Genomic DNA, 25,644 nt, shown 5'->3' with positions numbered 1-25,644 from the left:
CCAAGCTCGCCGGCGGTGTCCACCGTCTCGACGGCCAGCTCATGGTCGTCCTCGACGTCGATCGCGTCCTCGAGCTCGCGCCCGAGATGATGGCGGCCTGATACGCCGGCGCATCGCCGACGTACCTGCAATTGGAAGCGCCCCCGAAAACGGGGGAGAAGCAGAGGTTCACATGCGAACTTGTCTCGTCGTTGATGATTCCAGCGTCATCCGCAAGGTTGCGCGCCGGATCCTGGAGGGCCTCGACTTCCAGATCCTCGAAGCCGAGGACGGTGAGAAGGCGCTGGAGGCCTGCAAGCGCGGCTTGCCCGATGCGGTCCTGCTGGACTGGAACATGCCGGTGATGGACGGCTACGAGTTCCTCGGCCATCTCCGGCGCATGCCCGGCGGAGACCAGCCCAAGGTGGTGTTTTGCACCACCGAGAACGACGTCGCGCATATCGCGCGCGCGCTGCACGCCGGCGCCAACGAGTACATCATGAAGCCCTTCGACAAGGACATCGTGACGGCGAAATTCCAGGAAGTCGGCCTTATCTGAGCGACCGCCCGGAGGCTGAACGGCTCCTTCGGCGTTTGTTTTCAACTGACCGTTTCAGTCTGAGTTGGTGAGTAAATGAGTGTTGCGTTCGCAGGTAATTCGACCCCGGGCTCGTCGCGGGAAGCCGGACCGTTGCGGGTGATGATCGTCGATGACTCCGTCGTCATTCGCGGTCTGATCTCGCGCTGGGTCGGTGCCGAGCATGACATGGAGGTCGCGGCCTCGCTGCGCACCGGGCTCGAGGCGGTCAACCAGATCGAACGCATCAACCCCGACGTTGCCGTGCTCGACATCGAAATGCCCGAGCTCGACGGCATCTCGGCGCTGCCGCAACTCCTGGCGAAGAAGCGCGATCTCGTCATCATCATGGCTTCGACGCTGACCCGCCGTAACGCGGAGATCAGCTTCAAGGCGCTGTCGCTCGGCGCGGCCGACTACATTCCGAAGCCGGAATCGACGCGCGAGGCGTCGGCTGCGGACATCTTTCATCACGACCTGATCCAGAAAATCCGCCACCTCGGCGCACGGCTGCGCCGCAAGCCCGCGGTTGCGAGCCCGCCGCTGGCGCCCGCAAGCCCGGCTCCGGCTGCACGTGGACCGCTTGTCGCGCGGCCTGCCGCGGCCGCGGCGGCTCCGGCCGTGCATGCGCCGTCTTCGTCCTCGGTGCTATCCATACGTCCGTTCTCGACCCAGGCACCGAAGGTGTTGCTGATCGGCTCTTCGACCGGCGGTCCTCAGGCGCTGATGGCGCTCGTCGCCGAGCTCGGCCCCGTAATCGACCGCGTCCCGGTGCTGATCACCCAGCACATGCCGCCGACCTTCACCACCATTCTCGCCGAGCATCTGGCACGCACGAGCCGCAAGCCGGCGGCCGAGGCCGTCGATGGCGAGCCGGTGAAGCCGGGCCGCATCTATCTTGCGCCGGGCGGCAAGCACATGCGCGTCGTGCGCAGCGGCGCCGACGTGGCGATCGCGCTCGACGATGGTCCCGCCGTCAATTTCTGCAAGCCCGCGGTCGATCCGCTGTTCACCTCCGCCATCGACATCTGGCATGGCGCCATCCTCTCCGTGATCCTGACGGGCATGGGCTCGGACGGCATGCGCGGCGGCAAGGACATCGTCGCCGCCGGCGGCAGCGTGATCGCGCAGGACGAAGCCTCCAGCGTGGTCTGGGGCATGCCGGGCGCGGCGGCCAATGCCGGCATCTGCGCGGCGATCCTGCCGCTCAACCAGATCGGCGCCCGGGTCAATCGCCTGTTCGCGGGAGACCGCTCGTGACGCCGGTCGACTACGACTATTTGCGCAAATTCCTGAAAGAGCGCTCCGGCCTCGATCTCTCCCCGGACAAGCAGTACCTGGTCGAGAGCCGGCTCCTGCCGCTGGCCCGCAAGGCGAGCCTCGCCGGGATTCCCGATCTCGTGCTGAAGATCAGGAACGGCGACGGGCGGCTTGCAAGCGACGTGGTCGAAGCGATGACCACCAACGAGACCTTCTTCTACCGCGACAAGATCCCGTTCGATCATTTGCGCGAAACGATCCTGCCGGGGCTGCTTCGGGCGCGTGCGGCGCGCAAGTCGCTGCGCATCTGGTCGGCGGCGTCGTCGACCGGACAGGAGCCCTATTCGATCGCGATGTGCGTGAAGGAGATGGGCGCAGCCTTCGCCGGTTGGCGCATCGAGATCGTCGCCACCGATCTGTCGCAGGAGGTGCTGGAGAAATCCAAGGCCGGCGTCTACAGCCAGTTCGAGGTGCAGCGCGGCCTGCCGATCCAGCACCTGATGAAATACTTCACGCAAGCGGGCGAGGTCTGGCAGCTCAATGCCGACATCCGCGCCATGGTGCAGTTCCGCCAGCTCAATCTGTTGCAGGACTTCTCCCATCTCGGCACGTTCGACGTGATCTTCTGCCGCAATGTGCTGATCTATTTCGACCAGGACACCAAGGCTGTGATCTTCGAGCGCACGGCGAAGATTTTGGAAGCCGACGGCACGCTGCTGTTGGGCGCCGCCGAATCCGTCGTCGGCATCACCGACGCGTTCCGCCCGATCGTCGAACGTCGTGGTCTCTATCAGCTCAACCCGACGCGCTCCGGCCGCCCGATGGGCGGATTGATGCCGCCGTCGTTGAAGGTGGCAGCGGCGTGGTGAGACGCATGGCCCGGGCCTATCGGCGCCGTGATGTTGCCGCGCGTTCGAAGCTGCTTTGCTTTAACGGACCGATGCTAGACCGATAGACGTCGGCCCGCGCGGTGCCTGTCGCCGCGTGGTGGACGATGTGACGTCGTCTGCTGTCGGAGAGACGAAAGACGAAAGCTCAACGTCGTTGACGTAGATCAACGGAGCGGCAGGTACCTGGAAACTGGTGGGGTTGTCAGGCCGTTCCTCCCTCGTCGGATGCGCCGTCCAAGACGCCGATCCGCTCGGCAAGAGAAACCAGTTCGGCTAACGACCGAACCTGCATTTTCTCCATCAAGCCGTGGCGGTGAGCTTTGATCGTGCGCTCGGTCGTCCCGAGCGTGTGTGCGATCTGCTTGTTGATTTTGCCCCGAACGACGAGGTCGAAGACCTGTCGCTCGCGCGGCGTCAATTTAGCGAGACGAGCACGAGCCATGTTCAGCATGGTCTGTAGGTCTCGTGACGATCGATGGTGTGCCAAGGCTCCGGCGATTGCGCGAAGAAGGTCTTCTGAGCTTACCGGCTTGCTCAGAAAATCCTGCGCACCCGCTTTTATGGTTCGCACAGTGATCGGAATGTCGCGATAGCCGGAGAGAAATATGATCGGCAATGTCGAGCCGAGTTCGCCCAATTGTTTTTGGAGGGCAGGGCCGTCCAAGTCGGGGATTTGCACATCGAGAAGGATGCAACTCGGAATGCTGTCGCTCGGCAGTCGGTCCAGCAATGCCTGCGCCGAGGTATAGACGGCGACCTCGTAACCGGCGTGCCTTAAATGACGCTCCATGGCCGTCAGGAAAGACAGGTCGTCGTCAACAATATGCACGAGCCCCGGCACCGGTCCCCTCTCCATTTCAGAGAGGCTACCGCGCTATTCAGGGTGCATAAGTGTCTTAATGCACCCTTTTAAGACATAGCTGATCTGTCGCAGCGAAAAGTCTCTATGCACTTTGTGCCACGCCGCCGCCGTGCCGGCCTTTGTCGATGCGCGAGCCGCGAATCCAACTGATGCTTTGAACTCGCGAATAGAACCCGTCATCCGGCGCTACGCGGCGACCTTCTCCCAGAAGGAAAGAAGGGTATCCCTCACAGAATCGCATGCGGCAGAAACCGCGAGCCGTTGCCGGTGATCGGGCTCTCGTCCTCGCGGATCGACAGGCCGCAGGGTTGGTGATCGACCAGCCAGCTTCCCACCACCGTATAGAAGCCTGAGAAGTTCGGCAGCGGCGCGAGCGCCTGCCGCACGAATCCTTCGGCGCCGTAGGGGCCTGCCTGCTCGTCGAGCGGCATTCCGCCTGATACCAGCGTGACATTGGCGCCTTCGCGCGACAGCAGCGGCTTGCGCACATAGGAGCTGCCGAGCTCGGCCGCCCGCGGATCGTCCTCGAAAAAAGCCGGCAGCAGATTGGGATGGTTCGGAAACATCTCCCAGAGCAGCGGCAGGATGCCCTTGTTGGAGAGCACAGACTTCCACGGCGGTTCGATCCAGCGTGTCTGTGCGTCCTTGAGCTTTGCGCCGAAGCTGTCGTGGAACATCCATTCCCAGGGATAGAGCTTGAAAGCGAGCGCGATGTCGCGGTCGTCGAGATCGACGAAGCCGCCGGTATCATCGCGCCAGCCGATCGCCTCGACATCGAGCAGCGTGGTCGTCAGTCCCGCCTGGCGTGCTGTGTCTTCGAGATAAGCGAGCGTGCCGGCGTCTTCCTCATTGCCCGTCGTGCCGGTGAGATGGACGTGGCGCCCCGCGGCAATGTGCTTCCATGCTTCGATCAGGCGTTCGTGGATGGAATTGAACTGGTCGGCCCGCGACGGGATGATGCGCCGTTCGATCGCCTGTTCGAGCCAGGTCCATTGAAACACCGCGGCTTCGAAGATCGAGGTCGGCGTATCCGCGTTGTATTCGAGCAGCTTTGCCGGTCCCTTGCCGTCGAATTTGAGATCGAGCCGGCCATAGAGGCTGCGGTCGTCGCGTGTCCAGCTCTCGGCGATCAAGCTCCAGAATGCGTCGGGTATCTTCAAGCGCTGCAGATGGCGCTCGTCGCCGATCACGCGGCCGGCAAGCTCCAGGCACATCGCGTCGATCTCGCCGGTCGGCGTCTCGATGCCGCGCTCGATCTCGTCGAGCGTGAAGGCGTAGTAGGCCCGCTCGTCCCAATAGCGCTCGCCGTCGATGGTGTGGAAGGCAAAGCCGCATTGTTCGGCGGTCTGCCGCCAGTCGTCGCGCTCGGGGCAGACGATGCGTTGCATGGGTCAGCCGCCGCCAGAGAAGCCATGGCCAAACGAGCCGAATCCGCCGCGGCTCACGCCGCCGGAGCCTGAATCGGACGACGTTCCGGACGAGGAATGGCTCGAGGAGTCGCTGCTGAAGAAGCTCGATCGCGACGACCAGCGCGAGCTGCCGCCGCCGCCAGACGAACTGCTTCTGCTGCTGCAGGCGGTGCTCGCCTGCACCGGCGCGGCTCCGGGGACCGTCGCCCCGGGGACGATCGCCCCGGCAGCAGAGGGCTCGCAAGTCTGCCGCGGCATCAGCGTGTAGGCGGTGGTGCCGACCGCGATCGTGCCCATCACCAGCAGCGCGACACGGCCTGAGCGCTTCGGCAGCAGTTGCGCAGGCGGCGGTCCGGCCGCCGGCCGACGTTTGCCGAACTCCTTTTTGGAGGGTTTGTCGGCCATGTCAGTAGATCATGCAGGCGGCGTTGAGCAGGCCCGCGGCGAACGAGGACAGCCCGAGCCAGATCGCGGGCGCCAACTCGCCGGCCGCGATCCGGGCCGGGAGGTTCGGCACCGGCACCCTGACGAGAAAGAGCACGATGATCTGCACGATCAGGGCAATGACCGCCCAGATCAGGCAGTCCAGCACATTGGCCGAATGCGCGATCGCGCTGACCAGCGGCGCGACGAAGCCCAGCAGGCTGAGGCCGAGTGCGATCGCCGCGGCCGGCTCGTTGTCGCGGATCAGCTGGAATTCGTTGTAGGGCGTGATGCGGGTGTAGACGAACAGGTACGTCACGATCGCGATCAGCCCGGTGCAGAAATAGACCAGGAAGGCGGGCAGGCCGGCCAGTGATTGCAGGATCATCGTTCCCCCATCGTGCAGCGACCATTCGTCGGCGGGGGAAGGATAGCGGTTCAACGGCGGCGGGACGATGAGGCCGCGCTCGCATCCCCAAAAACAAAACCCCGCCATTTGCGGCGGGGTCCAGGCTGGGAGGAGCAAGCCCCGAAGGGCTCGCGGGAAAACCCAGGATCAGGCGGGAATGCGCTCTTCGACCTCGTGCGGCTCGCGCAGCACGTAGCCGCGGCCCCACACGGTCTCGATGAAGTTGCGGCCTTCCGAGGCATTCGCGAGCTTCTTGCGGAGCTTGCAGATGAAGACGTCGATGATCTTCAGCTCGGGCTCATCCATGCCGCCGTAGAGGTGGTTGAGGAACATTTCCTTGGTGAGGGTCGTGCCCTTGCGGAGCGAGAGCAGCTCCAGCATCTGGTATTCCTTGCCGGTCAGATGCACGCGCTGGCCGCCGACTTCCACGGTCTTGGTGTCGAGGTTGACGACGAGGTCACCGGTCTGGATCACCGACTGGGCGTGGCCCTTGGAGCGGCGCACGATCGCGTGGATGCGGGCAACGAGCTCGTCCTTGTGGAAGGGCTTGGTCATGTAGTCGTCGGCGCCGACGCCGAGACCCTTGACCTTGTCCTCGATGCCGGCGAGGCCGGAGAGGATCAGAATGGGTGTCTTGATCTTGGAGACCCGGAGCTGCTTGAGCACGTCGTAGCCGGACATGTCGGGCAGGTTGAGGTCGAGAAGGATAATGTCGTAATCGTATAATTTACCGAGATCGACGCCTTCTTCCCCCAAATCGGTCGTGTAGACGTTGAAGCTCTCAGACTTCAACATCAGCTCGATCGACTGCGCGACGGCGCTGTCATCTTCAATCAGCAAAACGCGCATGCCAGTTCCCCATAGTCGCCGCTCCTGGGCGTCAGGTCGGCCGCATTCGCGGCACACAACAAAACGCCTTTGAACAACTGATTCGGATCCTGACAACAGATGGTTAACAAATTCTGATTCTGGAACGCAAGCCCTGTAGATGCAATTTTCGTCGAATCGCCCTAAGGTCTTGTGTGCGAAGCAGCTTTCGTTATCCGGTTGCGTTCAAGTTCCACTTTAAGAGACGGGCCTAACCGACTCCCGCGACTCAGCCTTCTTCTGAAGGGGAGCCACGCTCAGTCACAAAGACAGTGACGCAATGATTAACGATGCGGGTAAACACGAAGTTAAGCGCCGTTCAGAAATATGGCGAAACTTAAGGTTCTCGCCACGAAGCCCGGGATTATGAAGGCGATCACCTCATGAAGGCCCTCTCGTGAAGGCTCTTGCCGAACAGATCGGCGACATTGACGGCATCAATATTTACGGCCGTGTGGTCGGCGTGCGCGGCCTGATGGTCGAGGTGGCCGGCCCGATCCATGCGATGTCGGTGGGCGCGCGGCTCGTGATCGAGACCGGCGGCAACCGTTCCATCCCCTGCGAGGTGATCGGCTTCTCCGGCAACAATGCCGTCGTGATGCCGTTCGCCGGCCTCGACGGCGTGCGGCGCGGCTGCAAGGCCGTCATCGCCAATGCGGCAAATCAGGTGCGGCCTTGCGCGGCCTGGCTCGGCCGCGTCGTCAATGCGCTGGGTGAGCCGATCGACGGCAAGGGGCCGCTGCCTCAGGGTCCGGCGCCGATGCCGTACCGCAATTCGCCGCCGCCGGCGCACTCGCGCAAGCGCGTCGGCGCGGCGCTCGATCTCGGCGTGCGCGCGATGAACACGTTCCTGACCTGCTGCCGCGGCCAGCGCATGGGCATCTTCGCAGGCTCCGGCGTCGGCAAGTCGGTGCTGCTGTCGATGCTGGCGCGCAACGTCGATGCCGCCGTCAGCGTCATCGGGCTGATCGGCGAACGCGGCCGCGAGGTGCAGGAGTTCCTGCAGGACGACCTCGGCGAGGAGGGCCTGGCGCGTTCCGTCGTCGTGGTCGCGACCTCCGACGAGCCGGCGCTGATGCGCCGCCAGGCCGCGTATCTGACGCTCGCGATCGCCGAATATTTTCGCGACGAGGAGCAGGACGTCCTTTGTCTGATGGATTCGGTGACGCGCTTTGCCATGGCTCAGCGCGAGATCGGCCTGTCCGCGGGCGAGCCGCCGACCGCCAAGGGCTACACGCCAACCGTGTTCACCGAGCTGCCGAAGCTTCTGGAGCGCGCCGGTCCGGGCTTGGGCGAGGGCGCCATCACCGCGATCTTCACGGTGCTGGTCGATGGCGACGACCATAACGAGCCGATCGCGGATGCCGTTCGCGGCATCCTCGACGGCCACATCGTGATGCAGCGCTCGATCGCCGAGCGCGGCCGCTACCCGGCCATCAACATCCTCAAATCCGTCTCCCGCACCATGCCGAAATCGGCCGACCCGCAGTTCTGGCCGACCATCCAGAAGGCGCGGGCGGTGATGGCGACCTATGCCGACATGGAGGAATTGATCCGTCTGGGCGCCTACCGCGCCGGGTCCAGCCCCGAGGTCGACGAGGCGATCCGCCTGCACGAGCCGCTGGAGGCCTTCCTGCGCCAGCGCAAGGACGAAAATGCATCGTTGGCGGACGGCTACCGCCAGTTGGCGCAAATCCTCGGTGATTTGGAAACGGAACGCTAACTTTGTCCCGTCATCATCCCATCCCACAGAGTAGCAGAGCCGGTCTTGGCCCCTGTCGGGCCTGTGGGGAGACCGGTGTTGTCCCACGTGCAGCCAAGGGACTTCTGGGGAGTACGAGTCGATGAAGTCACGTGATACCCTCATCCGCCTGAAGAAGTTTCAGGTCGACGAGAAGCGCCGCCGGGTCACCCAGATCGAGACCATGATCGCCGACTTCCAGCGGATGTCGACCGATCTTGAACGCGAGATCTCGACCGAGCAGGAGCGCGCCGGGATCAACGATCCCTCGCACTTCGCCTATCCGACCTATGCCAAGGCTGCCATCCAGCGTCGTGAGAACCTGACCCGCTCGGCCGACGAGCTGAAGGGCCAGCTCGACGAAGCCAAGGCCGCGCTGGCCGAAGCCTTCGAGGAGCTGAAGAAGGTCGAGCTCCTCGACGAGCGCGATCAGGCCCGCGAACGCGCCGAGGAAAACGCCCGCGAGCAGGCCGATCTCGACAGCATCGGCCTGATGCGGGCCCGCATGGGCGCCGTCGCCTGAGACGCTAGCCGCCAGACTTGAGAGAATTTGCAGAACCCGGACCCCAAAGGTCCGGGTTTTCGCATGTCCTGTCCACAGAGGGGCGCCGCGCCCCCTTGGTGGTCGGCTTTGCCGCGCGCTATGGTGGCGGGGTGCCAGGGCCTGCGCGGAACGCGACGGGCCGCACATCGGGGGGCTGAATGCTGACGCCAGCAGAGCTGGTCGGGCTGATTGGGGCGGTAGCGCAGGGCGATCAGGCCGCGTTCGAGCGCCTCTACGTCGCCACGCGCGCGAAACTCTATGGCGTCGTGCTCCGTATCTTGCGCCGACAGGATCTCGCAGAGGAGGTCATTCAGGAGACCTATGTCAAGGTCTGGAACAGCGCCGGCCAGTTCAATCCCGCTCTCGCATCGCCGATCACATGGATGGCGTCGATTGCGCGCAACCGCGCCATCGATGTCGTCCGCAAGAAGACGGAAGTCTCCATCGAGGAAGAGCCGCAGGCGATGGAAGTCGCAAGCGACAGCCCCGATCCGCTGGCGCGGCGGGAGATGACCGAGGAATTGAAGCGGCTCCTCGAATGCATCGGCTGGCTCGAGCCGGACCGTCAGAGACTCGTGCTTCTCGCCTATTACAACGGCTGGAGCCGCGAGCAATTGGCGGAGAAATTCGCGGCGCCCGTCAACACCGTGAAGACGTGGCTTCGGCGCAGCATGATGGATATTCGCGAATGTCTCGGCCTTTGAGATTCGGGCTATGAGAGCTCGTACGGTGATGGTGGATCTGGACCGCAAGTGATGGCCTATACGGAGGACCATATCGCGCTCGCCGCGGAATATGCGCTCGGTACGCTCGACGCCGGCGAGCGCGCGCAGGTCGAGACCATGATGGCGGTCGACAAGGCGTTCGCCGACGTCGTGCAGGCGTGGGCATTCCGGCTCGGCGTCCTCAACCAGATGGTCGGCTCGATCGAGCCGCGTCCGATCGTGTGGGAGAACATCAGGTCCGAGCTCGCGCGGACGGGCTTTGCGCAGGATCCGCCAGCGCTGCCGGACGCAGCGCCGCCACCCGTGCCGGAGTTTTCCTCGCCCGACACCGTGCCTCCGCCGGTGGCGTCGGAGAATAAGCAGCAACCGGTACCGCAGCCTCCCGAAGCGGAGCAGCCCGAAACGACGCCACCGGCGCCCGATGCGCTTCCCGACGTCGCGCCGATCTTCATGCCGCAGGTCCACGCGCCAGACCCGGAGGTCGTGCGTGCGCCGCCGCCGCCGGTCGCCGACAACAGCAACGTGATCCGGCTCGAGGGCCGCGTGAAGCGCTGGCGCACCATCGCATCCGCCGTCGGTGCGCTCGCGGCCGCGCTGCTCGTGACGCTGTCGCTTCAGATCTTCAAGCCCGAGGCGCTGCCGGGCGGCTTGCGACCGGCGCCACGCATCCAGACCGTCGAGGTAAAGACACCGGCGCCGCTCCCGTCGTCGCAATATGTCGCGCTGTTGCAGGGCCAGGGCGGAGGTCCCGCCTTTATCCTCACCATCGACGGTGCGACCAAGAATTTTACCGTGCGCAAGGTCGGCGCCGCACCGGAGCCCGGCAAGAGTTTCGAGCTCTGGCTGATCTCGGACAAGCTGCCGCGCCCGCGCTCGCTGGGCGTGATCGGCGCCGGAGATTTCACCGCACGACCGGTGCTCGGTTCGTACGATCCCGACGTCGTCAACGGCGCAACCTACGCCGTCACCGTCGAGCAGGCGGGCGGCTCGCCGAACGGCCAGCCGACCTCGGCGCCGGTGTTTTCCGGCAAGCTGATCGAAACCGTGCCGCCCGCGCAGCCGCAGGCGCCCGCCAAGAAGTAGGTTTCCATTGTCGTCCTGGCGAAAGCCAGGACCCATTACCCCAAGAGCTTGTTGCGAGAGTGAGCGGTGGCCACACGGGTGAGCAACCACTCAATCTCGGGGTAATGGGTCCTGGATCGGCGCTCGCTCTGCTCGCTTGTCCAGGACGACATCGGGGGGCATTGGACGCTTCAACATCGTCGTGGCAATGCTGATCAATTTCCGTCGCCACGGTCCGTCCTGCCGTCGTCTTCCGACAAATCCAGCCGAATCCGCCCCCGATTTGAACCTCTCCGCTTGTCGCGGCGTCAAATGCCCGGAATTTGCAGTCGGCGCCCCCGATCATGGTGCCGGAGAGGGGCGAGAAATCAGATGGATGCAGCGAAAACGTCGGGCATCTTCATTCACCAATATGCGGGGCTGCCACACGGCCCGGCCTTCGAACATTGGCGAGAGCGGACTTTCGGGGCCTGCGGCCTGGATATCGGGCCGAGCCGAGGCGACAGCATCGATTGCCGGCTCCAGGTCAGCGTGGTCGACAATATCGCGCTCGCCATTCCCGAAGGCGCCTCCGCGCAATATTCACGCACCCAGAGCCACCTTGCCGACGGCAGCGACGATCTCGTCCTGATCGCGGCGCATGCGGGTCTCGTCCGCGTCGGGCAGAACGGCCATGCCGTGGAGCTTGCGCCGGCGCAGATGGTGCTCGTCGACATGAGCATCACCGGCACCGTCGGCCACACCGAGGAAGATCGCTTCACCACCATCCGCATGCCGCGCCGCGCACTGCTCGAGATCAATCCGCGCGCCGAGGACAAGCTGTCGCAAGTGCTCTCGGACGGCGCGGTCGCCGAGACGATCTTCCGCTACCACTCCCTTGCCGCCCATCACGCGCCGCATCTCGACGCCGTCGGCCAGCGCCTCACCGCGCAGCACATGGTCGATCTTGTCGGCCTCCTGCTCGGCACCGACGCCGAGCATGCGAGTCTCGCGCGCGGGCGAGGTCATGCGGCGGCCCGTCTCGATCTCATGCGCGCCGACGTGATGGCTGCGCTTGGCCGCAACGATCTCTGCCTGTCCGAGATTGCCACGCGCTCGGGCCTGAGCCCGCGCCAGGCCCAGCGCCTGTTCGAGCAGGCCGGAACGACCTTCACCGAATTCGTGCTGGAGCAGCGCCTGCTGCACGCGCGCAAGCTGCTCAGCGATCCCCGTGCCAGGACCCGCAAGATCAGCGACATCGCGCATTCGTCGGGCTTCTCCGATCTGTCCTATTTCAACCGCGCCTTCCGCAAGCGCTTTGCCGCGACGCCGTCGGAACTGCGCGAGGCCTGAGCCGAGCCGACAATTGGTGCGGCGCGCCGGTACCACGGCAGTTGGTCCGCCCGGCCGGATGGAGCTATAGCTGTCTGCGCGGTCAGACGGCTTGATCGTTCGTCGCTTCGTCGTCGCCCTCTTGGGAAATGCAGTCAACGGACATGGCGCGTATCGTCGTGCTCGGCGCCGGGTTTGCAGGCCTGTGGGCGGCCATCGGTGCCGCGCGCAAGCGCGACGAGATCGGCGCTGGCGGCGACATCGAGATCCGCGTCGTCGACCGCAATCCCTATCACAACATCCGCGTGCGCAATTACGAGGCCGATCTCAGCGAGGTCGCGCTTCCGCTGGCGCAACTGCTCGATCCGATCGGCGTCAGTCACGGGATCGGCGAGGTCGAAGCCATCGATCCGGCACGACGTGAGATTTCGCTGGTGACGTGTGGCGGCGACGAGACGCTGACTTATGACCGGCTGGTGCTGGCGCTCGGCAGCGAAGTGATGCGTCCCGACATTCCCGGCCTTGCCGAGCATGCTTTCGACGTCGACACCTATGCAGCGGCGCTCCACCTCCAGGATCATCTCAATTCGCTCGGACGCAGCGTGCCCGCGCCGGGGCGCTCGACGATCGTCGTGGTCGGCGCCGGCTTCACTGGCATCGAGGTCGCGGCCGAGATGCCCGACAAGCTGGCGCGCGCCGGCATCACCGGCAGCCGCCGCATCATCCTGGTCGATCCCAATCCTGCGGTGGGCGCCACGATCGGCGCACATGCGCGTCCCGTCATCGATACGGCATTGGCCTCGCTCGACGTCGAGACACGGTTTGGCGTCCGCGTCGTCTCCGTCGAGGCCGCCGGCCTGCGTCTGAGTTCGGGCGAGTTCATTCCGACGCGGACGGTGATCTGGTGTGCCGGGATGCGCGCGAGCCCCTTGGCGGCGAGCTTCCCGGACGCACGCGATCGTCTTGGGCGCCTGCTCGTCGATCCCATGATGCGGGTTGCGGATGTCGGCGGCGTGTTCGCGGCCGGCGATGTCGCCTCGAGCGTGGTCGACGGCTTGCATCCGACCGTGATGTCCTGCCAGTTCGCGCGTCCCATGGGCCGCTTCGCCGGCCACAATGTGGTCGCCGATCTCGCGGGCCTGCCGATGCTGCCGCTCCGGATCGACTGGTACGTGACCGTGCTCGATCTCGGCGGCTGGGGCGCGCTCTATACGGAAGGGTGGGACCGCGAAGTCCGCGCCACCGGCGCGGCCGCCAAGGCAACCAAGCAGACCATCAACCGCAAGCGCATCTATCCGCCGCTGTCGGGCAACAAGGACGAGCTGTTCGCTGCGGCCGCGCCGACCGTGCAGGCTCCGCCGCCGACATATGGGGCGCCGCGTGTTTGAGCTGGCCCTGCACCCATGAGCCGGGCGAAAGGAAGCAAAGGAAGGCAATGCCCGCCGAGGCTTTGACCCGACGCCGGCTGGGCCGTTGCGAACGGCATCACTGCAATCTCCTGGTCAGGACCTCCACGAAGCCGATAGAGTGCTCGTTACATCTCGGGGGTGGACATGCGGCGGCGGGAGCTTCTTGCCATACTGGGCGCGACGGTAGCCTTCCCTTTTGTGGCGCGTGCCCAGCCGGACTTGCCGATCGTCGCCGTGCTGGTGCCGGGACCTGCAAAAAACGCTGAAGATCGGATTGTGGCTATCCGTCAGGGCATGCGGGAGGCTGGCCTTACCGAGGGCATCAACTTCACCTTTGCTTGGCGCTACGCGGACGGTGTCTTCGACCGGTTGCCCGCCCTTGCGCTTGAACTCGCTGCTCTCAAGCCGCGCGTCATCATTGCTTCGGCTGCCGCCGCGCCGGTCACGCACAAGATGCTGCCCGACCTGCCCTTGGTCTTCACATCCTATGCCGCCGATCCCATCAAAGCAGGATTCGCCGAAAGCTATGTGCACCCGGGCGGCCATGCGACCGGCAATGTGATGAGTGCGGTTGGCGGCGAGCAGGCACTTACCGGCAAGCGCTTCAACCTGTTCAAGGAGCTGGTGCCGGACCTGAAGGCGCTCGGTTTTATCGGTTCGTCGTCTCTTCTAGCCGGAATCGAGTTCAACGTATTGCAAAGCGTCGCTGGTCAACTCGGCTTTTCAGTTGTTCGACATGAAGTTCGTGGGCTCGATGACGTCGAGGCCGCGGTTTTGGCGAGCATTCGGGATGGCGTTGATGCCCTCTATGTGTCCGGCGAGCCGCTGCTCTACAACAACATGCGCCGCGTCTTGCCCCTGGTGATGGCGCCGGGAAAACCGACGGTCGGCACTTATCCGGAGTGGGGCCGCGCCGGGCTTCTGATGTCCTATTCGGCCGATCTGATCGACGACTTCCGCCGCGCCGGCATCTATGCCGCAAAGATCCTCGGCGGCGAAAAGCCTGCGAACCTGCCGATCGAGCAGGCCAGCAAGTTTGTGCTCGTCCTCAATCTCAAGACGGCCAAGGCTCTGGGCGTCACGGCGCCGGACCGCCTCGTGGCGTTGGCCGATGAAGTGATCGAGTCATGAAGGCACGGCCGTTGCCAAGACATGATGGCCTCATACAAGCCCTGGCGTTGCCCGTCGGGCAAAACACCCAAGCTGCCGGTCAATCCGCGCCACCAAAAATATTCCGCTTTACCGAATTTCGGAATTGCGTATATTTCGCCTCACTCCGGCCCAAGGAAGAGGGGCGTATCGCGATCGTCACGAACGCGGGCCGGACGGCGGTGGACGTTGGTCACATCGGCGCGAAGGACTTCGCAGGGCGGGCAACCGTGAGTGAAGGCGTCGCGCACACGACCGGTGTGATCGGCGTACGGCAAAATCGTGTGGTCCTGGCGCCCGGGGTCTGTGCGCCAAGTGTTGCGGTGATGTGGGTTGCCCAACCGGGCACGCGCGTCAGCCATCCGCAAGGCGACGGGGGCAATAGTGCATCGCTCCCCGGGGAGATCACGACATAAGCCGTAAAGCCACTGCGCAGGGAAGGCCGGATGTTTTGGCTTCACCTGTATGCCGCTGTGCAGATTTCGCTACTGCCTTTCGCACAGTGGACCGCGGGCGCCAGCCGGCACCCGGTCTTCCCTGCGCCCTCTTTCAATCGAGGGTGAGGCGATGAAGCAAAGCTCGGGCGAAACGCGTCGCGAGGATGCGAAGGTGTGTCTACAAGTGAGATGTGAATCTAAGAGCGACGTTCTTGCCTACACTCCGTCATTGCGAGCGCAGCGAAGCAATCCAGCCTGTCTCTGCGGAGGGATTTTGGATTGCTCCGCTGCGCTCGCAATGACGATGTTGAAGCAGGTGTGCCTGAAAACTCAGTCTCGTGCCCCGGACGCAGCGCGGCACGAAGTGATGCGCTGCAGAGCCGGGGCCCATGTGTCAGCGGGCGGCGTGGCTTGCTGGGTCCCGGCTCTGCGCAGCAACGCGAAGAGCGCTGCAGCGCGTCCGGGACACCAGAGGAAAGTATCGCGCGACATACCCCAGACATGAGAAAGCGCCCGTGGGGGGCGGGCGCTTTCTGTAGTCGACTTGGGGTTGGGGTCGTCTACATATCCACGTGGCGACTTTGGGGGGCTGATAAAGAGCCGCGTGAATTCCTGAAACTCAAATCTCCTTAGCGAACGAGGGAAACGTTCGAGCTGGTGATGGCGATCGGCTTGCCCGCCTTCATGACGCGAGCGGTCTGGGTCAGGCCTTCGTCTGAACTCGTACGCGCGGTGATCCCGAGACCCGCCACCGCGATGCCGGCAACGAGCGCGACAACCACGATCTTGAGGTGGGTCGAGCGATCTGCGCTGTAAATCGAGTGGTTCATGGAAGGCTCCTGCCGCCATCTACCCGAAGTAGTCGCCTGCGTGTTTGGGCAGGTTCATGCTTCCGGTGCCCAACAACCTAGTATTGGGGGGATTCGTTCCCAAGAGGCGATCACAAGAGCGTGACAGGACGTGAGAAGCCGCGATCAAAAACGGCCCTGGATCGTGCAATTTTGCAATTATTTCAAAGGTGTAATGTGCCTGTCAGGCGCCTTGCCGGCCGTTGATCGGCAAGGCGCCAGAAACTCAAAAACCATTTGCCTGTGGCCAAAAAACACACGGCTTCTTAAGGCAAATCAGATGCTTCCGACCGTTTTCAATCTCGCCCTGGGGTGGATTTCAGCCTGCGACAGCACGGTCGTCTGGGCCCGGAACCGCTCGACCAGGGAACGCACGAAGGGACGAATTGCCGCAGAGGTGACCAGTACCGGGGCCTCGCCTTCACGCGCGGCCCGCTCGAAGGCCTCGCGCACGCCGGTCATGAACTCCGACAGCTTCGAGGGTTGCATCGCAAGGCTGCGCTCCTCGCCCTGGCCTATAATGGATTCGGCGAAGGCTTGTTCCCACCGCGCCGACAGCGCGATCAGCGGCAGATAACCGCTGTAGGAGGTGTTCTGCGCACAGATCTGCCGCGCCAGGCGGGCGCGGACGTGCTCGACCATGGTGGCCGGATTGCGCGAGAAGGCGAGCGAGTCGGCGATGCCTTCGAGGATGGTCGAGAGGTCGCGGATCGAGATGCGCTCGGCGAGCAGCAGCTGCAGCACGCGCTGGATGCCGGAGACCGTGACCTGTCCGGGCACGATGTCCTTGACCAGCTCGCCCTGCTCCTTCGGCAGCTCCTTGAGCAGCTTCTGCACTTCGCCATAGGAGAGCAGGTCCGACATGTTGGCCTTGAGCAGCTCGGTGAGGTGGGTCGAGAGCACGGTCGCGGCGTCGACGACGGTGTAGCCCTTGAGCGAGGCCTCCTCCTTGAGGCTGGCATCGACCCAGGTCGCGGGCAGGCCGAAGGTCGGCTCTGTGGTGTGGATGCCGGGCACCTGAACCTGGCTGCCGCCGGGGTCCATGACCATGAACTGGTTCGGCCAGATCTTGCCGGTGCCGGCGTCGACCTCCTTGATCTTGATGATGTAGGTGTTGGCTTCGAGCTGGACGTTGTCGAGGATGCGCACGGCGGGCATCACGAAACCCATCTCGATCGCGAGCGAGCGGCGCAGCGCCTTGATCTGCTCGGTCAGGCGATCGGTGCCGTCGGGGCCGTTGACCAGCGGCAGCAGGGCATAGCCGAGCTCGATCTTGAGGTCGTCGATCTTCAACGCCGCGGAGATCGGCTCCTCCGCCGTAGCGGAGCCGGCTGCGCCCGGCGTTCCCGGCGCAGGTGCGGTCTTCGCGACTTCCTCAGCCGTGGCAGTCGCGCGGTTGCGGTTGCGGGCATGCCAGGCGAGGGCGCCAGCGCCGGAGCCGAGCGCCAGGAAGGGAAGGGTCGGGATGCCCGGCAGGGCCGCCAGCACCAGCATGACCGCCGCGGACATTGCCAGCGCCTGCGGATATCCGGAGAACTGCTTCATCAGCGCCTTGTCGGCGGCGCCGGAGACGCCGGCCTTGGAGACGAGCAGGCCGGCCGCGGTCGAAACGATCAGCGCCGGCACCTGGGTGACGAGGCCGTCACCGACGGTCAGCAGCGTGTAGCTGCGGCCGGCATCGGCAAAGGACAGGCCCTGCTGCGCCACGCCGATGATCATGCCGCCGACGACGTTGATGAAGACGATCAGGAGGCCGGCGATGGCGTCGCCGCGGACGAATTTGGAGGCACCGTCCATGGCGCCGAAGAAGCCGCTCTCGTCCTCCAGATCCTTGCGCCGCTGCTTGGCGACCGCCTCGTCGATCAGTCCGGCGGAGAGGTCGGCGTCGATCGCCATCTGCTTGCCGGGCATGGCGTCGAGGTGGAAGCGGGCGGCGACTTCGGCGATACGGCCCGAACCCTTGGTGATGACGACGAAATTGACGATGATCAGGATGGCGAAGACGATGATGCCGATGACGAAATTGCCGCCCATCACGAAGCTGCCGAAGGCCTCGATGACGTGACCGGCGGCATCCGTGCCCTCGTGCCCGTGCGACAGGATCAGGCGGGTCGAGGCCATGTTGAGCGACAGCCGCAGCATGGTCGAGATCAGCAGGACGGTCGGGAAAGCGGAGAATTCCAGCGGCGCCTGGATGAACAGCGACGTCATCAGGATCAGGATCGAGAGCGTGATCGAAATCGCCAGGAACAGGTCCAGCACGATCGCGGGCAGGGGAAGGATCAGCACCACCAGGATGGTGAGGACGCCGAGCGCCAGCGCGATATCGCCGCGCTTGAGGATGTTGCCGATCTCGGCAAGGGTGGGGAAACCAGCGTTTGTGCTGCCTACGCCCTGTCCCGCGGTGACGTCGACCATGGTAGCTGCCCCTCCGCGCGACTGCCGTCCGCGCGCCCCAAACGTCTGCCCGACGGCCGAAGGGCCGCCGTTCCGAAAGTGAGGCACCGCACTGGCGTCCACAGGGCACTCCCCGTTCTACGCGGCTGACGACACTCGACTCCACTGGGCAATTCTTGCCGGGTGTATGGTTAGCAAAGGGTTAATAAAGGGTGTGGCATGGGGGCTGACCGGGGTATTTCGGGGCTCTCAGGCCGTCATTCCGGGGCGCGCGAAGCGCGAGCCCGGAATCCATGTGCCGCAGGCGTCGTGGGGAAATGGATTCTCAGATGCGCAATTGCGCATCATAGCTCGCGCCAAGAGGCGCGCCCCGGAATGACCATCGTGGAGGCAGCCTACTTCGCCTTCTCCATTCGGGTCACGGTGTAACCCGAAGCCGCCTCCTCGGCTTCGAAAGTCACCTTGTCGCCGACCTTCACCTGTTTGAGCACGGCCGGGTCCTTGACGCGGTAGACCATGGTCATGGGTTCATCCATGCCGAGGTTCTTCGCGGCCCCGTGCTTGAGCGTGATCTTGCCGGCGCCCTCGTCGATCTTCTTGACCTCGCCGCTGATTGCGGCGCCCTGGGCTGCCAGGGCACCTGTGGCAAGGCCGACGGTCAGCGCCAGCGCTGCGGCGATACGGATGATGCGGTTCATGGGAGCCTCCCTTGCGTTACTTCACGGTGACGTGGCCGACCATGCCGTAGTCGCGGTGGTCGGGGATCAGGCAGGAAAATTCGAACGTGCCGGCCTTGCTGAACTTCCAGAGGATCTCGGCTGTCTTGCTCGGTGCGAGCCTGACACCGTTGGGATCGTCGTGCTCCATGTGCGGATGCTTCTTCATCTCCACCGCATGCGCGAGATTCTCCTTTGTGGTGGCGAGCAGGAATTCATGGTCCTCCTTGCCGACGTTGCGCAGCACGAAGCGGATCTGCTCGCCGCGTTTGACCTCGATCCTGGCGGGTGCGTAGTCCATCTCGTTCAGCAGGATCTCGATCTTGCGCGCGGGCTTTTTGGGATCGCCGGGCTCGCCGGCCGAAAAGGTGCCGTGCCCGTGCTGGTCGTGGGCAAAGGCCGGCGCGGTGGAAAGCGCGGCCAGCGCGAGACCGAGCTTGATCGTCGTCTTCATTGGTATCTCCAGTTGGTGGTGGTTCATCGAAACGCTCACATCTTCATGTTCTTCATCGGCGGTCCGCCTGGTTGTTGCCGCACGGGCTCCGGGGCCGGCGGCGTGACCTCGTAGGCGACGGTGCCTTTCGGGAATTGGTAGGGGCCGGGATCGCGATAATCGTCGCGCGCGAGGCCCTCGCGGATCTTCATCACCGTGAACATCCCGCCCATCTCGATCGGACCGAACTGACCGGTGCCGGTCATCATCGGCAGCGTGTTGTCGGGCGCGGGCATCTCCATGTTGCCCATCGCCATGCCGGTCGAGCCCATCGCCATGCCGTCAGGCGCGAGCTTGCCGACGGCTTTGGCGAGATCCTTGCGCGACACCCCGATCATGTTGCGCATGTCGTGTCCCATCGCATTCATGGTGTGATGCGACTTGTGGCAGTGGAACGCCCAGTCGCCGGGGTTGTCGGCGAGCACGTCGAACACCCTGACAGCGCCGACCGGTACGTCCGTCGTCGTTTCCGGATATTGCGCGCTCTCCGGAATCCAGCCGCCGTCGGTGCAGGTCACCGCAAAGCTGTGGCCGTGCAAATGGATCGGATGGTTGGTCATGCTGAGATTGCCGATGCGCACGCGCACCTTGTCGCCGAGCCTGACCGGCAGTGGATCGATGCCGGGAAATACCCGCGCATTCCACGTCCACATATTGAAGTCGGTCATCTCGTTGACCTTCGGCAGATAAGTGCCGGGATCGACGCGATAGGTGCTCATGACGAAGACGAAGTCGCGGTCGACGGCCCGAAAGTTCGGATCGCGCGGATGCACGACGACCATGCCCATCATGCCCATCGCCATCTGCACCATCTCGTCGGAATGCGGGTGGTACATGAAGGTCCCGCTCTTCCTCATCTCGAACTCGTAGACGAAGGTTTTCCCCGGCTGGATGTGCGGCTGCGTCAGTCCGCCGACACCGTCCATGCCGCTGGGAATGATCATGCCGTGCCAGTGCACGGTGGTGTATTCGGGCAGCCTGTTGGTCACGAAGATGCGGACCTTGTCGCCCTCGACGGCCTCGATGGTCGGGCCCGGCGACTGGCCGTTATAGCCCCACAGATTCACCTTCATGCCCTCGGCGAATTCGCGCACCACAGGCTCGGCGACGAGATGGAATTCCTTCCAGTCGCCGTTCATCCGGAACGGCAGCGACCAGCCGTTCAGCGTCACGACGGGGTGATAGTCCGGCCCGCTGATGGGTTGCAGCGGCGGCTGCATCACCACCTTGTCCATGTGCGGGGCTTCCGGAATGGAGGCGGCCTGGGCGCGGCCGCTGACGACGGATGCGCCGGCGAGCGCGGCGCTGCCCAAAAATCCTCGGCGGGAAAACATGCTGGCCTCCATGTCAATGGCCGCCATCGGCAGGCGCTGCCGCGGCGATAGTGGTTGAATTGTCGCCGTCAGCAGGCGCGCCGCCGCCATTGACGGCGGTCTGCAAGTCGGACTGGGCAAGGAAAAATCTTTGCTTGGCATCGATTGCACCGCGCAGCGACGCGAGCCGCTGCCGCGCCTCGGTGAGCAGCGCGAAGATATCGACCTGCATGCTGGAGAAGCGGAGCTGCATCTCCTCGGTAATGATTTTTCGCAAGGGGATGATCTCGCGCTGATAGTGGCTGGCGATGTCGTAGCCGGAGCGATAGACCCGGTAAGCATCGCGTGCCTCGGAGCGTATATTTACGGCGCACTCGGTCAGCCGGTTGAAGGCGAGATTGTAGGTCTCCGCCGCCTGTCGCACCCGCACCTCGCCGCCGTCGAAGATCGGGATCTGGAACTGGACGTCGAAGCCACGCTCGCGGAACGGCGCGCCTTCCGGATCCCGGGTGCGGCGGGAGATGCCGGCGAGATCGAGCAGTGTCACGAAGCGCGTCGCCTCCGTGAGGTTCAGCGACTTTGCCAGCGCGGTGAGCTCGAGCCGCCCGATCTGAAGGTCGATGCGATGAGCGACCGCGTCGGCTTCGATGGACGGCAAGGCCTGCGGCCGGCGCGGCAATGGCGGCAGCTGGCTGGGCAGGCGGAAGTCGAGGCCGCCGTCCCACAGCCCCATCAGGCGCGCCAGCTTTTCGCGCGCGCTCGTTGCCGTCTGTCGCGCGGTGGCGAGGTCGGCGGTGGTTTCGGCATAAAACACCTGTTCACGAGCCTGATCGAGCTTGTTGATCGAGCCGGTTTCGCCGAGCTTGACCGCGAGCTGTGCGGTCGATTCCGCCGTCGCCTTCGCATCTGTCAGCAACGCCACCATCTCGTTGCCGCCAACGGCGCGCCAATAGACGCGGCGGACATCGGCGGCAAGCCGCAACGTCGCCAGGCCTGCGCGCAATTGCGCCTGACGAAAACGATCGCGGGCGATCTCCGAGCGGAACGGCAGCGTGGCGAGCGCAAGGATGTCGCCGACAATTTGACGCTCGATTTCGCTGGCGCCGTTGCCCGAGATCCGCGAGACCGAGAACACGGGATTGGGCGGCAGGCTCTGCTCGACGAGATCGGTCTCGGCCAGCGCCAGCTCGTTATAGGCGGCCTGAAGGCCCTTGTTGTTGAGCAGCGCGATCTGCACGGCGGTCTCGGGGTTGAGTGTTCGCGAGAGCAGTTGGCGAACGCGCGCGTCGATCGCGCCGGCTCCTTCGGTTGTTCGCACAAAGGCGACATCCTTTTTGATGGTCTGGCTCGTCAGCTCCGAGACGGCATTCATGCCGCTGTCGGGCGAGAAGGCGGCGCAGCCCGACAAGCCGAGCGAGGCAAGAACGAGCAGGCTTGGCACGAGACGGCTTGGCGCGAGACGGTGTGTCATGGCGCGCTCCTAACGGTCTTGCTTGGGTTGCGGCGCGACGCTCTCGTTACGCTCGCGCCATGGTGCCGGCGTCACCGGCCGCAGGCTGGTGTACGGCGCAATCGCCGAACGATAGCCGGCGCGCGCGACCTTGGCCGCGGGATCGGCAGGATCGGCGCCGGCGACTTGTGTCGTTGCCGGCATGCACCCGGACAACGCCAATGCCGTCGCGGCCAGCAGTGGCCAATTGAATCGAAAATGTCGTCCCCGCGCCGTGGATGCAGCGGCGGACTTCGCCCCGGAAAGCGTAAGCATGAGTCATTCCTGATCTGTCTGGAGACCACAGGTTCGCGCGCGCGGATGCGCGCTCGGCCTGACGTCGTCGCGCGTCAGATCAGACGATGGGAGGGCGGTAGAGCAGGGGAGCCGCCGTGCTGTGCAGGCTGGCCACGATCTCGGGCGAGCAGGCGGAAACCGGCTGAAGCGGCTTTGCGACGCTGGGCAGGTCGGCCGGCAGCGCGCTTACGCACATCATCGCGCAGCACGGTCCCGCCGTACCCTTGCCGCCGTGATGATGAGGGGCGGGGGGCGCGTCCTGCGCTGCGGCCTGGTGATGCGCATGCGGCCCGGCATGGTCATGCGAGGCGCCGTCATGCGTGTGGCCGGCCTGCATCTGGTGATGCACCGGCACGATGTCGGCCAGGAGCGCGTCGTCGAGGCACGGTGCTGGAGCGCTACCCCAGGCGAGGCTTGCGGCCGGCGCGAGCACGCAGAACAGATAGGCAAGGGCAATCACACGCCCCACCCTGATCCGCATCGATCGCGTCAATCGCAGCAACATTCAGCCGACATGCCCTTCGCGCGGCAATGTTGCACGCGCTGATTTGCAAAATAATGACAAAACCCGCGTTCGCCAAGCTCCTTCTTACCGCAGTGCACCGTGCATGCCCAATATCGCGCCACAATGCTTGACCCTGTGGCGATCCGCGGGCCATGGTCCCGCCCGTGCACGCGCCAAATCAATCAGGACAAACACCCGAAGCATTCACCCCTGATTCGCGTCAGGCCTGGATGCGCCTCGTCATTGCGCTTCTGATCGGTTCGATCGGCGGCGTCGGCATGTGGGCGATCGTCGTCATGATTCCCGCGGTGCAGGCCGAATTCTCCGCCACGCGCGGCGCGGTGTCGCTGGCTTTCACTCTGATGATGTTCGGCTTCGGGCTTGGCGGCGTCATTGCCGGCAGGATCACCGACCGGTTCGGCATCGTGGCGGCGATGGCGATCAGCATCGCCTTCCTCGGCGTCGCCAACGTGCTGGCGGGTCTGTCGACCCAGCTCTGGCAATTCGTGGCGGCGTATTTCCTGATCGGGCTCGGCACGTCGGCGACCTTCGCGCCGCTGATGGCGGAGGCCTCGCACTGGTTCGAGCGTTATCGCGGCCTTGCCGTGACCATCGTCGCGAGCGGCAATTATGTCGCCGGCACGATGTGGCCCCCGCTTGTGAGCACGGGCATGCAGACGATCGGCTGGCGTTACACGCACATCGGCATCGGCCTCGTCTGCGTCAGCCTGATGACGATCCTGGTGCTCGTCCTGCGCGCGCAGATGGGCGACGACAAGGTTCACGATCATGCCAATGCAGCGCCGCCGCGGGTCGACCTCAAGCTCTCGACCAACACGCTGACGGTGCTGCTCTCGATCGCCAGCATCTCCTGCTGCGTCGCCATGGCAATGCCGCAGGTGCATATCGTCGCCTATTGCGGCGATCTCGGATATGGCGTGGCGCGCGGCGCCGAGATGCTGTCGCTGATGATGGCCTGCGGCATCGTCAGCCGGATCGGCTCGGGCTACCTCGCCGACAAGATCGGGGGCATCCCGACGCTGCTGATCGGTGCGCTGGCGCAAGGCTTTGCACTCGTATTCTACCTGTTCTTCGACAGCCTGACCTCGCTGTATTTGATCTCCGCGATGTTCGGTCTGTTCCAGGGCGGCATCGTGCCAAGCTATGCCATCATCGTGCGCGAGGCGATGCCGGCGAGCGAAGCCGCAACTCGCGTCGGCATCGTGATCTTCGCCTCCGTGTTCGGCATGTCCTTCGGCGGCTGGGTCTCGGGCGTCATCTTCGATGCGACAGGCTCCTATGCGGCTGCGTTCGCCAACGGCGTGGTGTGGAACGCGCTCAATATCGGCATCGTCTTGACGCTGCTGATCCGTTCGCGGATGAATGCAGTCAGGACCGGCCCGGGTTTTGCGACCTAGACTGCCTGTCCCGCCTTCAGCAGCGAACAACCCGTGATCTTGTAGCTGCCGTCCGCCTGCTGCTCGAGCGTGTAGAGCGCTTCCCAGGCCTCGCCATTGGCATCGATGATATGGACGTGCTGGGCAATCCGGCTGCCCTCGCTTTTGCTGTCGCCAAATTCAAAGCTCTTGTGCCGATAGACCGGCAGATAGCCGTTTTGCACCATAGACATGAAGATGTCGGGCGCGGGGAAGATCTCCCGGATTGCCGGCGCGGCGTAGGAATAGGCCGCGCGCGCGTCGTCGCGGCCGAATGCCTGCTCCTGGGCGCGGATGATATCCTGTGCCGTCGTGACATCGTCGGCGCGCGCTGAGATGGGACCAAAGGCGACACTGAGAAAGACCAGCAAGGCGGCGATGCGCATGACAGGCTCCGCGTTGAAATCCCGGCGGCGCCGATCCTAGCACATCTCGCCGGCTATCGCTTCCGCTTTGCAGCCGGCTTCGCGGGCTTGGCGGCCGCGCGTACCCTGGCTTTCGTGACAGGCTGCACCCGCAAACCGTCGACGAACACGTCAAGCATCCGCAGCACCGAGGATTGCCAGCCGGGCTGGTCGTGCATGTAGCACATGCCGAAGAACGCGCGCAGCAAGTCCTCGGGACTGACGTCTGCCCGCATCGCGCCGGCCGCGGCTGCGCGATCGAGCAGCGAGCCGATCGCCTTGGTCAGGCGCTCAAAGGAAAAGGCATGCAACTCCGACCCGCTCTGCACCGCGAGTGCCAAGGCTGCCACCATGCCCTTCTTGGTAGCAACGAATTCGACCCCCGAGCGGAGCCATCGCCTGAGCGCGTCGACGGGATCCCCGTTCTTCAAATGCTCGGCGAGCTCGCTGAGCTGCTCGACCTCGCGCCGGTATACCGCCTCGAACAAATCCTCGCGGGTCGGAAAATGCCGATAGAGCGTGCCGATGCCGACGCCGGCGCGTTTTGCCACGGCTTCGAGGCTCGCCTCCGGACCGCCCGCGTTGAACACGGCCTTGGCCGCCTCCAGCACGCGCTCGCGATTGCGCACGGCGTCGGCGCGAGGCTTGCGGGTCTGGTCGGTGTGGTCGTCCATGCCGGCACTGTAGATCAC

General features: G+C 64.5%; 27 protein-coding genes and 1 pseudogene. 13 read left to right on the top strand and 15 right to left on the bottom strand.

What is annotated here, in order from left to right; all coding sequences use genetic code 11:
• The 4 genes and pseudogenes from AC0L3C_RS11915 to AC0L3C_RS11900 form a co-directional block, all read left to right on the top strand.
• A pseudogene (locus AC0L3C_RS11915) lies at window positions 1-101 on the top strand (chemotaxis protein CheW); the annotation flags it as partial.
• A 71-nt stretch (window positions 102-172) separates the two neighbouring features.
• Window positions 173-538 (top strand): response regulator, encoded by a 366-nt coding sequence (locus tag AC0L3C_RS11910; protein WP_007600538.1) that lies wholly within the window; start codon window positions 173-175, stop codon window positions 536-538.
• Window positions 539-613: 75 nt separating this feature from the next.
• Complete coding sequence (locus tag AC0L3C_RS11905; protein ID WP_473263390.1) at window positions 614-1,816, top strand: protein-glutamate methylesterase/protein-glutamine glutaminase; 1,203 nt, start codon at window positions 614-616, stop codon at window positions 1,814-1,816.
• On the top strand, window positions 1,813-2,685 hold the full coding sequence (locus AC0L3C_RS11900; RefSeq protein ID WP_473263389.1) for a CheR family methyltransferase: 873 nt from the start codon (window positions 1,813-1,815) through the stop codon (window positions 2,683-2,685). Before AC0L3C_RS11905 ends, AC0L3C_RS11900 begins: the two co-directional genes overlap by 4 nt.
• A 223-nt stretch (window positions 2,686-2,908) precedes the next feature.
• On the opposite strand, the gene AC0L3C_RS11895 is transcribed toward AC0L3C_RS11900, so the two are convergent.
• The 5 genes from AC0L3C_RS11895 to ctrA form a co-directional block, all read right to left on the bottom strand.
• Window positions 2,909-3,547, bottom strand: a complete 639-nt coding sequence (locus AC0L3C_RS11895) for a response regulator transcription factor (protein ID WP_473263388.1) — start codon at window positions 3,545-3,547, stop codon at window positions 2,909-2,911.
• A 248-nt stretch (window positions 3,548-3,795) separates the two neighbouring features.
• The gene (locus AC0L3C_RS11890; protein WP_473263387.1) at window positions 3,796-4,956 is read right to left on the bottom strand and encodes a glutathionylspermidine synthase family protein; all 1,161 of its coding nucleotides are present in this window, start codon (window positions 4,954-4,956) and stop codon (window positions 3,796-3,798) included.
• Between the two features lie 3 nt (window positions 4,957-4,959).
• Window positions 4,960-5,382 carry a hypothetical protein gene (locus AC0L3C_RS11885; protein WP_473263386.1) on the bottom strand — a complete coding sequence of 141 codons (423 nt, stop codon included), beginning with the start codon at window positions 5,380-5,382 and terminating at the stop codon, window positions 4,960-4,962.
• A 1-nt stretch (window position 5,383) separates the two neighbouring features.
• The gene (locus AC0L3C_RS11880) at window positions 5,384-5,788 is read right to left on the bottom strand and encodes a DUF350 domain-containing protein (RefSeq protein WP_063993791.1); all 405 of its coding nucleotides are present in this window, start codon (window positions 5,786-5,788) and stop codon (window positions 5,384-5,386) included.
• Between the two features lie 168 nt (window positions 5,789-5,956).
• Window positions 5,957-6,658, bottom strand: coding sequence for a response regulator transcription factor CtrA (gene ctrA / locus AC0L3C_RS11875; protein ID WP_007600544.1), 702 nt, complete (start codon window positions 6,656-6,658; stop codon window positions 5,957-5,959).
• A 415-nt stretch (window positions 6,659-7,073) separates the two neighbouring features.
• Between ctrA and fliI the strand changes: the two genes are divergently transcribed.
• The 8 genes from fliI (at window position 7,074) to AC0L3C_RS11835 (ending at window position 15,033) form a co-directional block, all read left to right on the top strand.
• A complete protein-coding gene (gene fliI, locus AC0L3C_RS11870; RefSeq protein ID WP_473263384.1) occupies window positions 7,074-8,399 on the top strand; it encodes a flagellar protein export ATPase FliI in 1,326 nt (441 codons plus the stop codon).
• A gap of 121 nt (window positions 8,400-8,520) precedes the next feature.
• Complete coding sequence (fliJ, locus tag AC0L3C_RS11865; protein ID WP_007606301.1) at window positions 8,521-8,940, top strand: flagellar export protein FliJ; 420 nt, start codon at window positions 8,521-8,523, stop codon at window positions 8,938-8,940.
• 179 nt (window positions 8,941-9,119) lie between these two features.
• Window positions 9,120-9,665, top strand: a complete 546-nt coding sequence (locus tag AC0L3C_RS11860) for a sigma-70 family RNA polymerase sigma factor (protein WP_473408077.1) — start codon at window positions 9,120-9,122, stop codon at window positions 9,663-9,665.
• 51 nt (window positions 9,666-9,716) lie between these two features.
• Window positions 9,717-10,769: an anti-sigma factor gene (locus tag AC0L3C_RS11855; protein ID WP_473263382.1), complete on the top strand. Its 1,053-nt coding sequence runs from the start codon at window positions 9,717-9,719 to the stop codon at window positions 10,767-10,769.
• A gap of 351 nt (window positions 10,770-11,120) precedes the next feature.
• Complete coding sequence (locus tag AC0L3C_RS11850; protein WP_473263381.1) at window positions 11,121-12,080, top strand: helix-turn-helix transcriptional regulator; 960 nt, start codon at window positions 11,121-11,123, stop codon at window positions 12,078-12,080.
• 143 nt (window positions 12,081-12,223) lie between these two features.
• Window positions 12,224-13,447, top strand: a complete 1,224-nt coding sequence (locus AC0L3C_RS11845; protein ID WP_473284926.1) for an NAD(P)/FAD-dependent oxidoreductase — start codon at window positions 12,224-12,226, stop codon at window positions 13,445-13,447.
• Between the two features lie 165 nt (window positions 13,448-13,612).
• Window positions 13,613-14,599 (top strand): ABC transporter substrate-binding protein, encoded by a 987-nt coding sequence (locus AC0L3C_RS11840; RefSeq protein WP_473408076.1) that lies wholly within the window; start codon window positions 13,613-13,615, stop codon window positions 14,597-14,599.
• The gene (locus AC0L3C_RS11835; protein WP_473408075.1) at window positions 14,596-15,033 is read left to right on the top strand and encodes a hypothetical protein; all 438 of its coding nucleotides are present in this window, start codon (window positions 14,596-14,598) and stop codon (window positions 15,031-15,033) included. The genes AC0L3C_RS11840 and AC0L3C_RS11835 overlap by 4 nt, the downstream gene beginning before the upstream one ends.
• Before the next feature lie 650 nt (window positions 15,034-15,683).
• Here AC0L3C_RS11835 and AC0L3C_RS11830 read toward each other — a convergent pair.
• From AC0L3C_RS11830 to AC0L3C_RS11795, 8 genes are all read right to left on the bottom strand, one after another.
• Complete coding sequence (locus tag AC0L3C_RS11830; protein ID WP_007600553.1) at window positions 15,684-15,884, bottom strand: hypothetical protein; 201 nt, start codon at window positions 15,882-15,884, stop codon at window positions 15,684-15,686.
• A gap of 294 nt (window positions 15,885-16,178) precedes the next feature.
• On the bottom strand, window positions 16,179-18,320 hold the full coding sequence (gene flhA / locus AC0L3C_RS11825; RefSeq protein WP_473408074.1) for a flagellar biosynthesis protein FlhA: 2,142 nt from the start codon (window positions 18,318-18,320) through the stop codon (window positions 16,179-16,181).
• A 374-nt stretch (window positions 18,321-18,694) separates the two neighbouring features.
• Window positions 18,695-18,997, bottom strand: coding sequence for a copper-binding protein (locus AC0L3C_RS11820; protein ID WP_473408073.1), 303 nt, complete (start codon window positions 18,995-18,997; stop codon window positions 18,695-18,697).
• 16 nt (window positions 18,998-19,013) lie between these two features.
• Window positions 19,014-19,469 carry a cupredoxin domain-containing protein gene (locus tag AC0L3C_RS11815; RefSeq protein WP_473408072.1) on the bottom strand — a complete coding sequence of 152 codons (456 nt, stop codon included), beginning with the start codon at window positions 19,467-19,469 and terminating at the stop codon, window positions 19,014-19,016.
• A gap of 35 nt (window positions 19,470-19,504) precedes the next feature.
• Window positions 19,505-20,842 carry a copper oxidase gene (locus AC0L3C_RS11810; protein WP_473408071.1) on the bottom strand — a complete coding sequence of 446 codons (1,338 nt, stop codon included), beginning with the start codon at window positions 20,840-20,842 and terminating at the stop codon, window positions 19,505-19,507.
• Window positions 20,843-20,855: 13 nt separating this feature from the next.
• Complete coding sequence (locus AC0L3C_RS11805) at window positions 20,856-22,292, bottom strand: TolC family protein (protein WP_473408070.1); 1,437 nt, start codon at window positions 22,290-22,292, stop codon at window positions 20,856-20,858.
• A 9-nt stretch (window positions 22,293-22,301) separates the two neighbouring features.
• Window positions 22,302-22,586: a hypothetical protein gene (locus AC0L3C_RS11800; protein WP_473408069.1), complete on the bottom strand. Its 285-nt coding sequence runs from the start codon at window positions 22,584-22,586 to the stop codon at window positions 22,302-22,304.
• A gap of 79 nt (window positions 22,587-22,665) precedes the next feature.
• Window positions 22,666-23,112, bottom strand: coding sequence for a hypothetical protein (locus tag AC0L3C_RS11795; protein WP_473408068.1), 447 nt, complete (start codon window positions 23,110-23,112; stop codon window positions 22,666-22,668).
• A gap of 152 nt (window positions 23,113-23,264) precedes the next feature.
• Between AC0L3C_RS11795 and AC0L3C_RS11790 the strand changes: the two genes are divergently transcribed.
• Complete coding sequence (locus tag AC0L3C_RS11790) at window positions 23,265-24,530, top strand: MFS transporter (protein ID WP_473408067.1); 1,266 nt, start codon at window positions 23,265-23,267, stop codon at window positions 24,528-24,530.
• Here the strand turns inward: AC0L3C_RS11790 and AC0L3C_RS11785 are convergent.
• Both AC0L3C_RS11785 and AC0L3C_RS11780 read right to left on the bottom strand, forming a co-directional pair.
• Entirely contained in the window at window positions 24,527-24,934 is a 408-nt protein-coding gene (locus AC0L3C_RS11785) for a DUF4864 domain-containing protein (RefSeq protein WP_473263368.1), read from the bottom strand. The genes AC0L3C_RS11790 and AC0L3C_RS11785 overlap by 4 nt on opposite strands.
• Window positions 24,935-24,987: 53 nt before the next feature.
• Window positions 24,988-25,626 carry a TetR/AcrR family transcriptional regulator gene (locus AC0L3C_RS11780; protein WP_473284213.1) on the bottom strand — a complete coding sequence of 213 codons (639 nt, stop codon included), beginning with the start codon at window positions 25,624-25,626 and terminating at the stop codon, window positions 24,988-24,990.
• Between the last annotated feature and the right edge of the window lie 18 nt (window positions 25,627-25,644).

It is taken from the genome of Bradyrhizobium sp. WSM4872 (genome assembly GCF_055811715.1).
This window is presented reverse-complemented; position numbering and strand designations above follow the sequence as displayed.

Excerpts from the sequence above, each read along its gene's own strand:
- AC0L3C_RS11860 (WP_473408077.1), top strand. The coding sequence starts at position 9,120 with ATGCTGACGCCAGCAGAGCTGGTCGGGCTGATTGGGGCGGTAGCGCAG.
- fliJ (WP_007606301.1), top strand. The coding sequence starts at position 8,521 with ATGAAGTCACGTGATACCCTCATCCGCCTGAAGAAGTTTCAGGTCGAC.
- AC0L3C_RS11910 (WP_007600538.1), top strand. The coding sequence starts at position 173 with ATGCGAACTTGTCTCGTCGTTGATGATTCCAGCGTCATCCGCAAGGTT.
- ctrA (WP_007600544.1), bottom strand. The coding sequence starts at position 6,658 with ATGCGCGTTTTGCTGATTGAAGATGACAGCGCCGTCGCGCAGTCGATC.
- AC0L3C_RS11830 (WP_007600553.1), bottom strand. The coding sequence starts at position 15,884 with ATGAACCACTCGATTTACAGCGCAGATCGCTCGACCCACCTCAAGATC.
- AC0L3C_RS11785 (WP_473263368.1), bottom strand. The coding sequence starts at position 24,934 with ATGCGCATCGCCGCCTTGCTGGTCTTTCTCAGTGTCGCCTTTGGTCCC.
- AC0L3C_RS11880 (WP_063993791.1), bottom strand. The coding sequence starts at position 5,788 with ATGATCCTGCAATCACTGGCCGGCCTGCCCGCCTTCCTGGTCTATTTC.
- AC0L3C_RS11800 (WP_473408069.1), bottom strand. The coding sequence starts at position 22,586 with ATGCTTACGCTTTCCGGGGCGAAGTCCGCCGCTGCATCCACGGCGCGG.
- AC0L3C_RS11805 (WP_473408070.1), bottom strand. The coding sequence starts at position 22,292 with ATGACACACCGTCTCGCGCCAAGCCGTCTCGTGCCAAGCCTGCTCGTT.
- AC0L3C_RS11885 (WP_473263386.1), bottom strand. The coding sequence starts at position 5,382 with ATGGCCGACAAACCCTCCAAAAAGGAGTTCGGCAAACGTCGGCCGGCG.
- AC0L3C_RS11855 (WP_473263382.1), top strand. The coding sequence starts at position 9,717 with ATGGCCTATACGGAGGACCATATCGCGCTCGCCGCGGAATATGCGCTC.
- AC0L3C_RS11810 (WP_473408071.1), bottom strand. The coding sequence starts at position 20,842 with ATGTTTTCCCGCCGAGGATTTTTGGGCAGCGCCGCGCTCGCCGGCGCA.
- AC0L3C_RS11890 (WP_473263387.1), bottom strand. The coding sequence starts at position 4,956 with ATGCAACGCATCGTCTGCCCCGAGCGCGACGACTGGCGGCAGACCGCC.
- AC0L3C_RS11780 (WP_473284213.1), bottom strand. The coding sequence starts at position 25,626 with ATGGACGACCACACCGACCAGACCCGCAAGCCTCGCGCCGACGCCGTG.
- flhA (WP_473408074.1), bottom strand. The coding sequence starts at position 18,320 with ATGGTCGACGTCACCGCGGGACAGGGCGTAGGCAGCACAAACGCTGGT.
- AC0L3C_RS11815 (WP_473408072.1), bottom strand. The coding sequence starts at position 19,469 with ATGAAGACGACGATCAAGCTCGGTCTCGCGCTGGCCGCGCTTTCCACC.
- AC0L3C_RS11850 (WP_473263381.1), top strand. The coding sequence starts at position 11,121 with ATGGATGCAGCGAAAACGTCGGGCATCTTCATTCACCAATATGCGGGG.
- AC0L3C_RS11835 (WP_473408075.1), top strand. The coding sequence starts at position 14,596 with ATGAAGGCACGGCCGTTGCCAAGACATGATGGCCTCATACAAGCCCTG.
- AC0L3C_RS11840 (WP_473408076.1), top strand. The coding sequence starts at position 13,613 with ATGCGGCGGCGGGAGCTTCTTGCCATACTGGGCGCGACGGTAGCCTTC.
- AC0L3C_RS11845 (WP_473284926.1), top strand. The coding sequence starts at position 12,224 with ATGGCGCGTATCGTCGTGCTCGGCGCCGGGTTTGCAGGCCTGTGGGCG.
- AC0L3C_RS11790 (WP_473408067.1), top strand. The coding sequence starts at position 23,265 with ATGGTCCCGCCCGTGCACGCGCCAAATCAATCAGGACAAACACCCGAA.
- AC0L3C_RS11905 (WP_473263390.1), top strand. The coding sequence starts at position 614 with ATGAGTGTTGCGTTCGCAGGTAATTCGACCCCGGGCTCGTCGCGGGAA.
- AC0L3C_RS11795 (WP_473408068.1), bottom strand. The coding sequence starts at position 23,112 with ATGTTGCTGCGATTGACGCGATCGATGCGGATCAGGGTGGGGCGTGTG.
- AC0L3C_RS11820 (WP_473408073.1), bottom strand. The coding sequence starts at position 18,997 with ATGAACCGCATCATCCGTATCGCCGCAGCGCTGGCGCTGACCGTCGGC.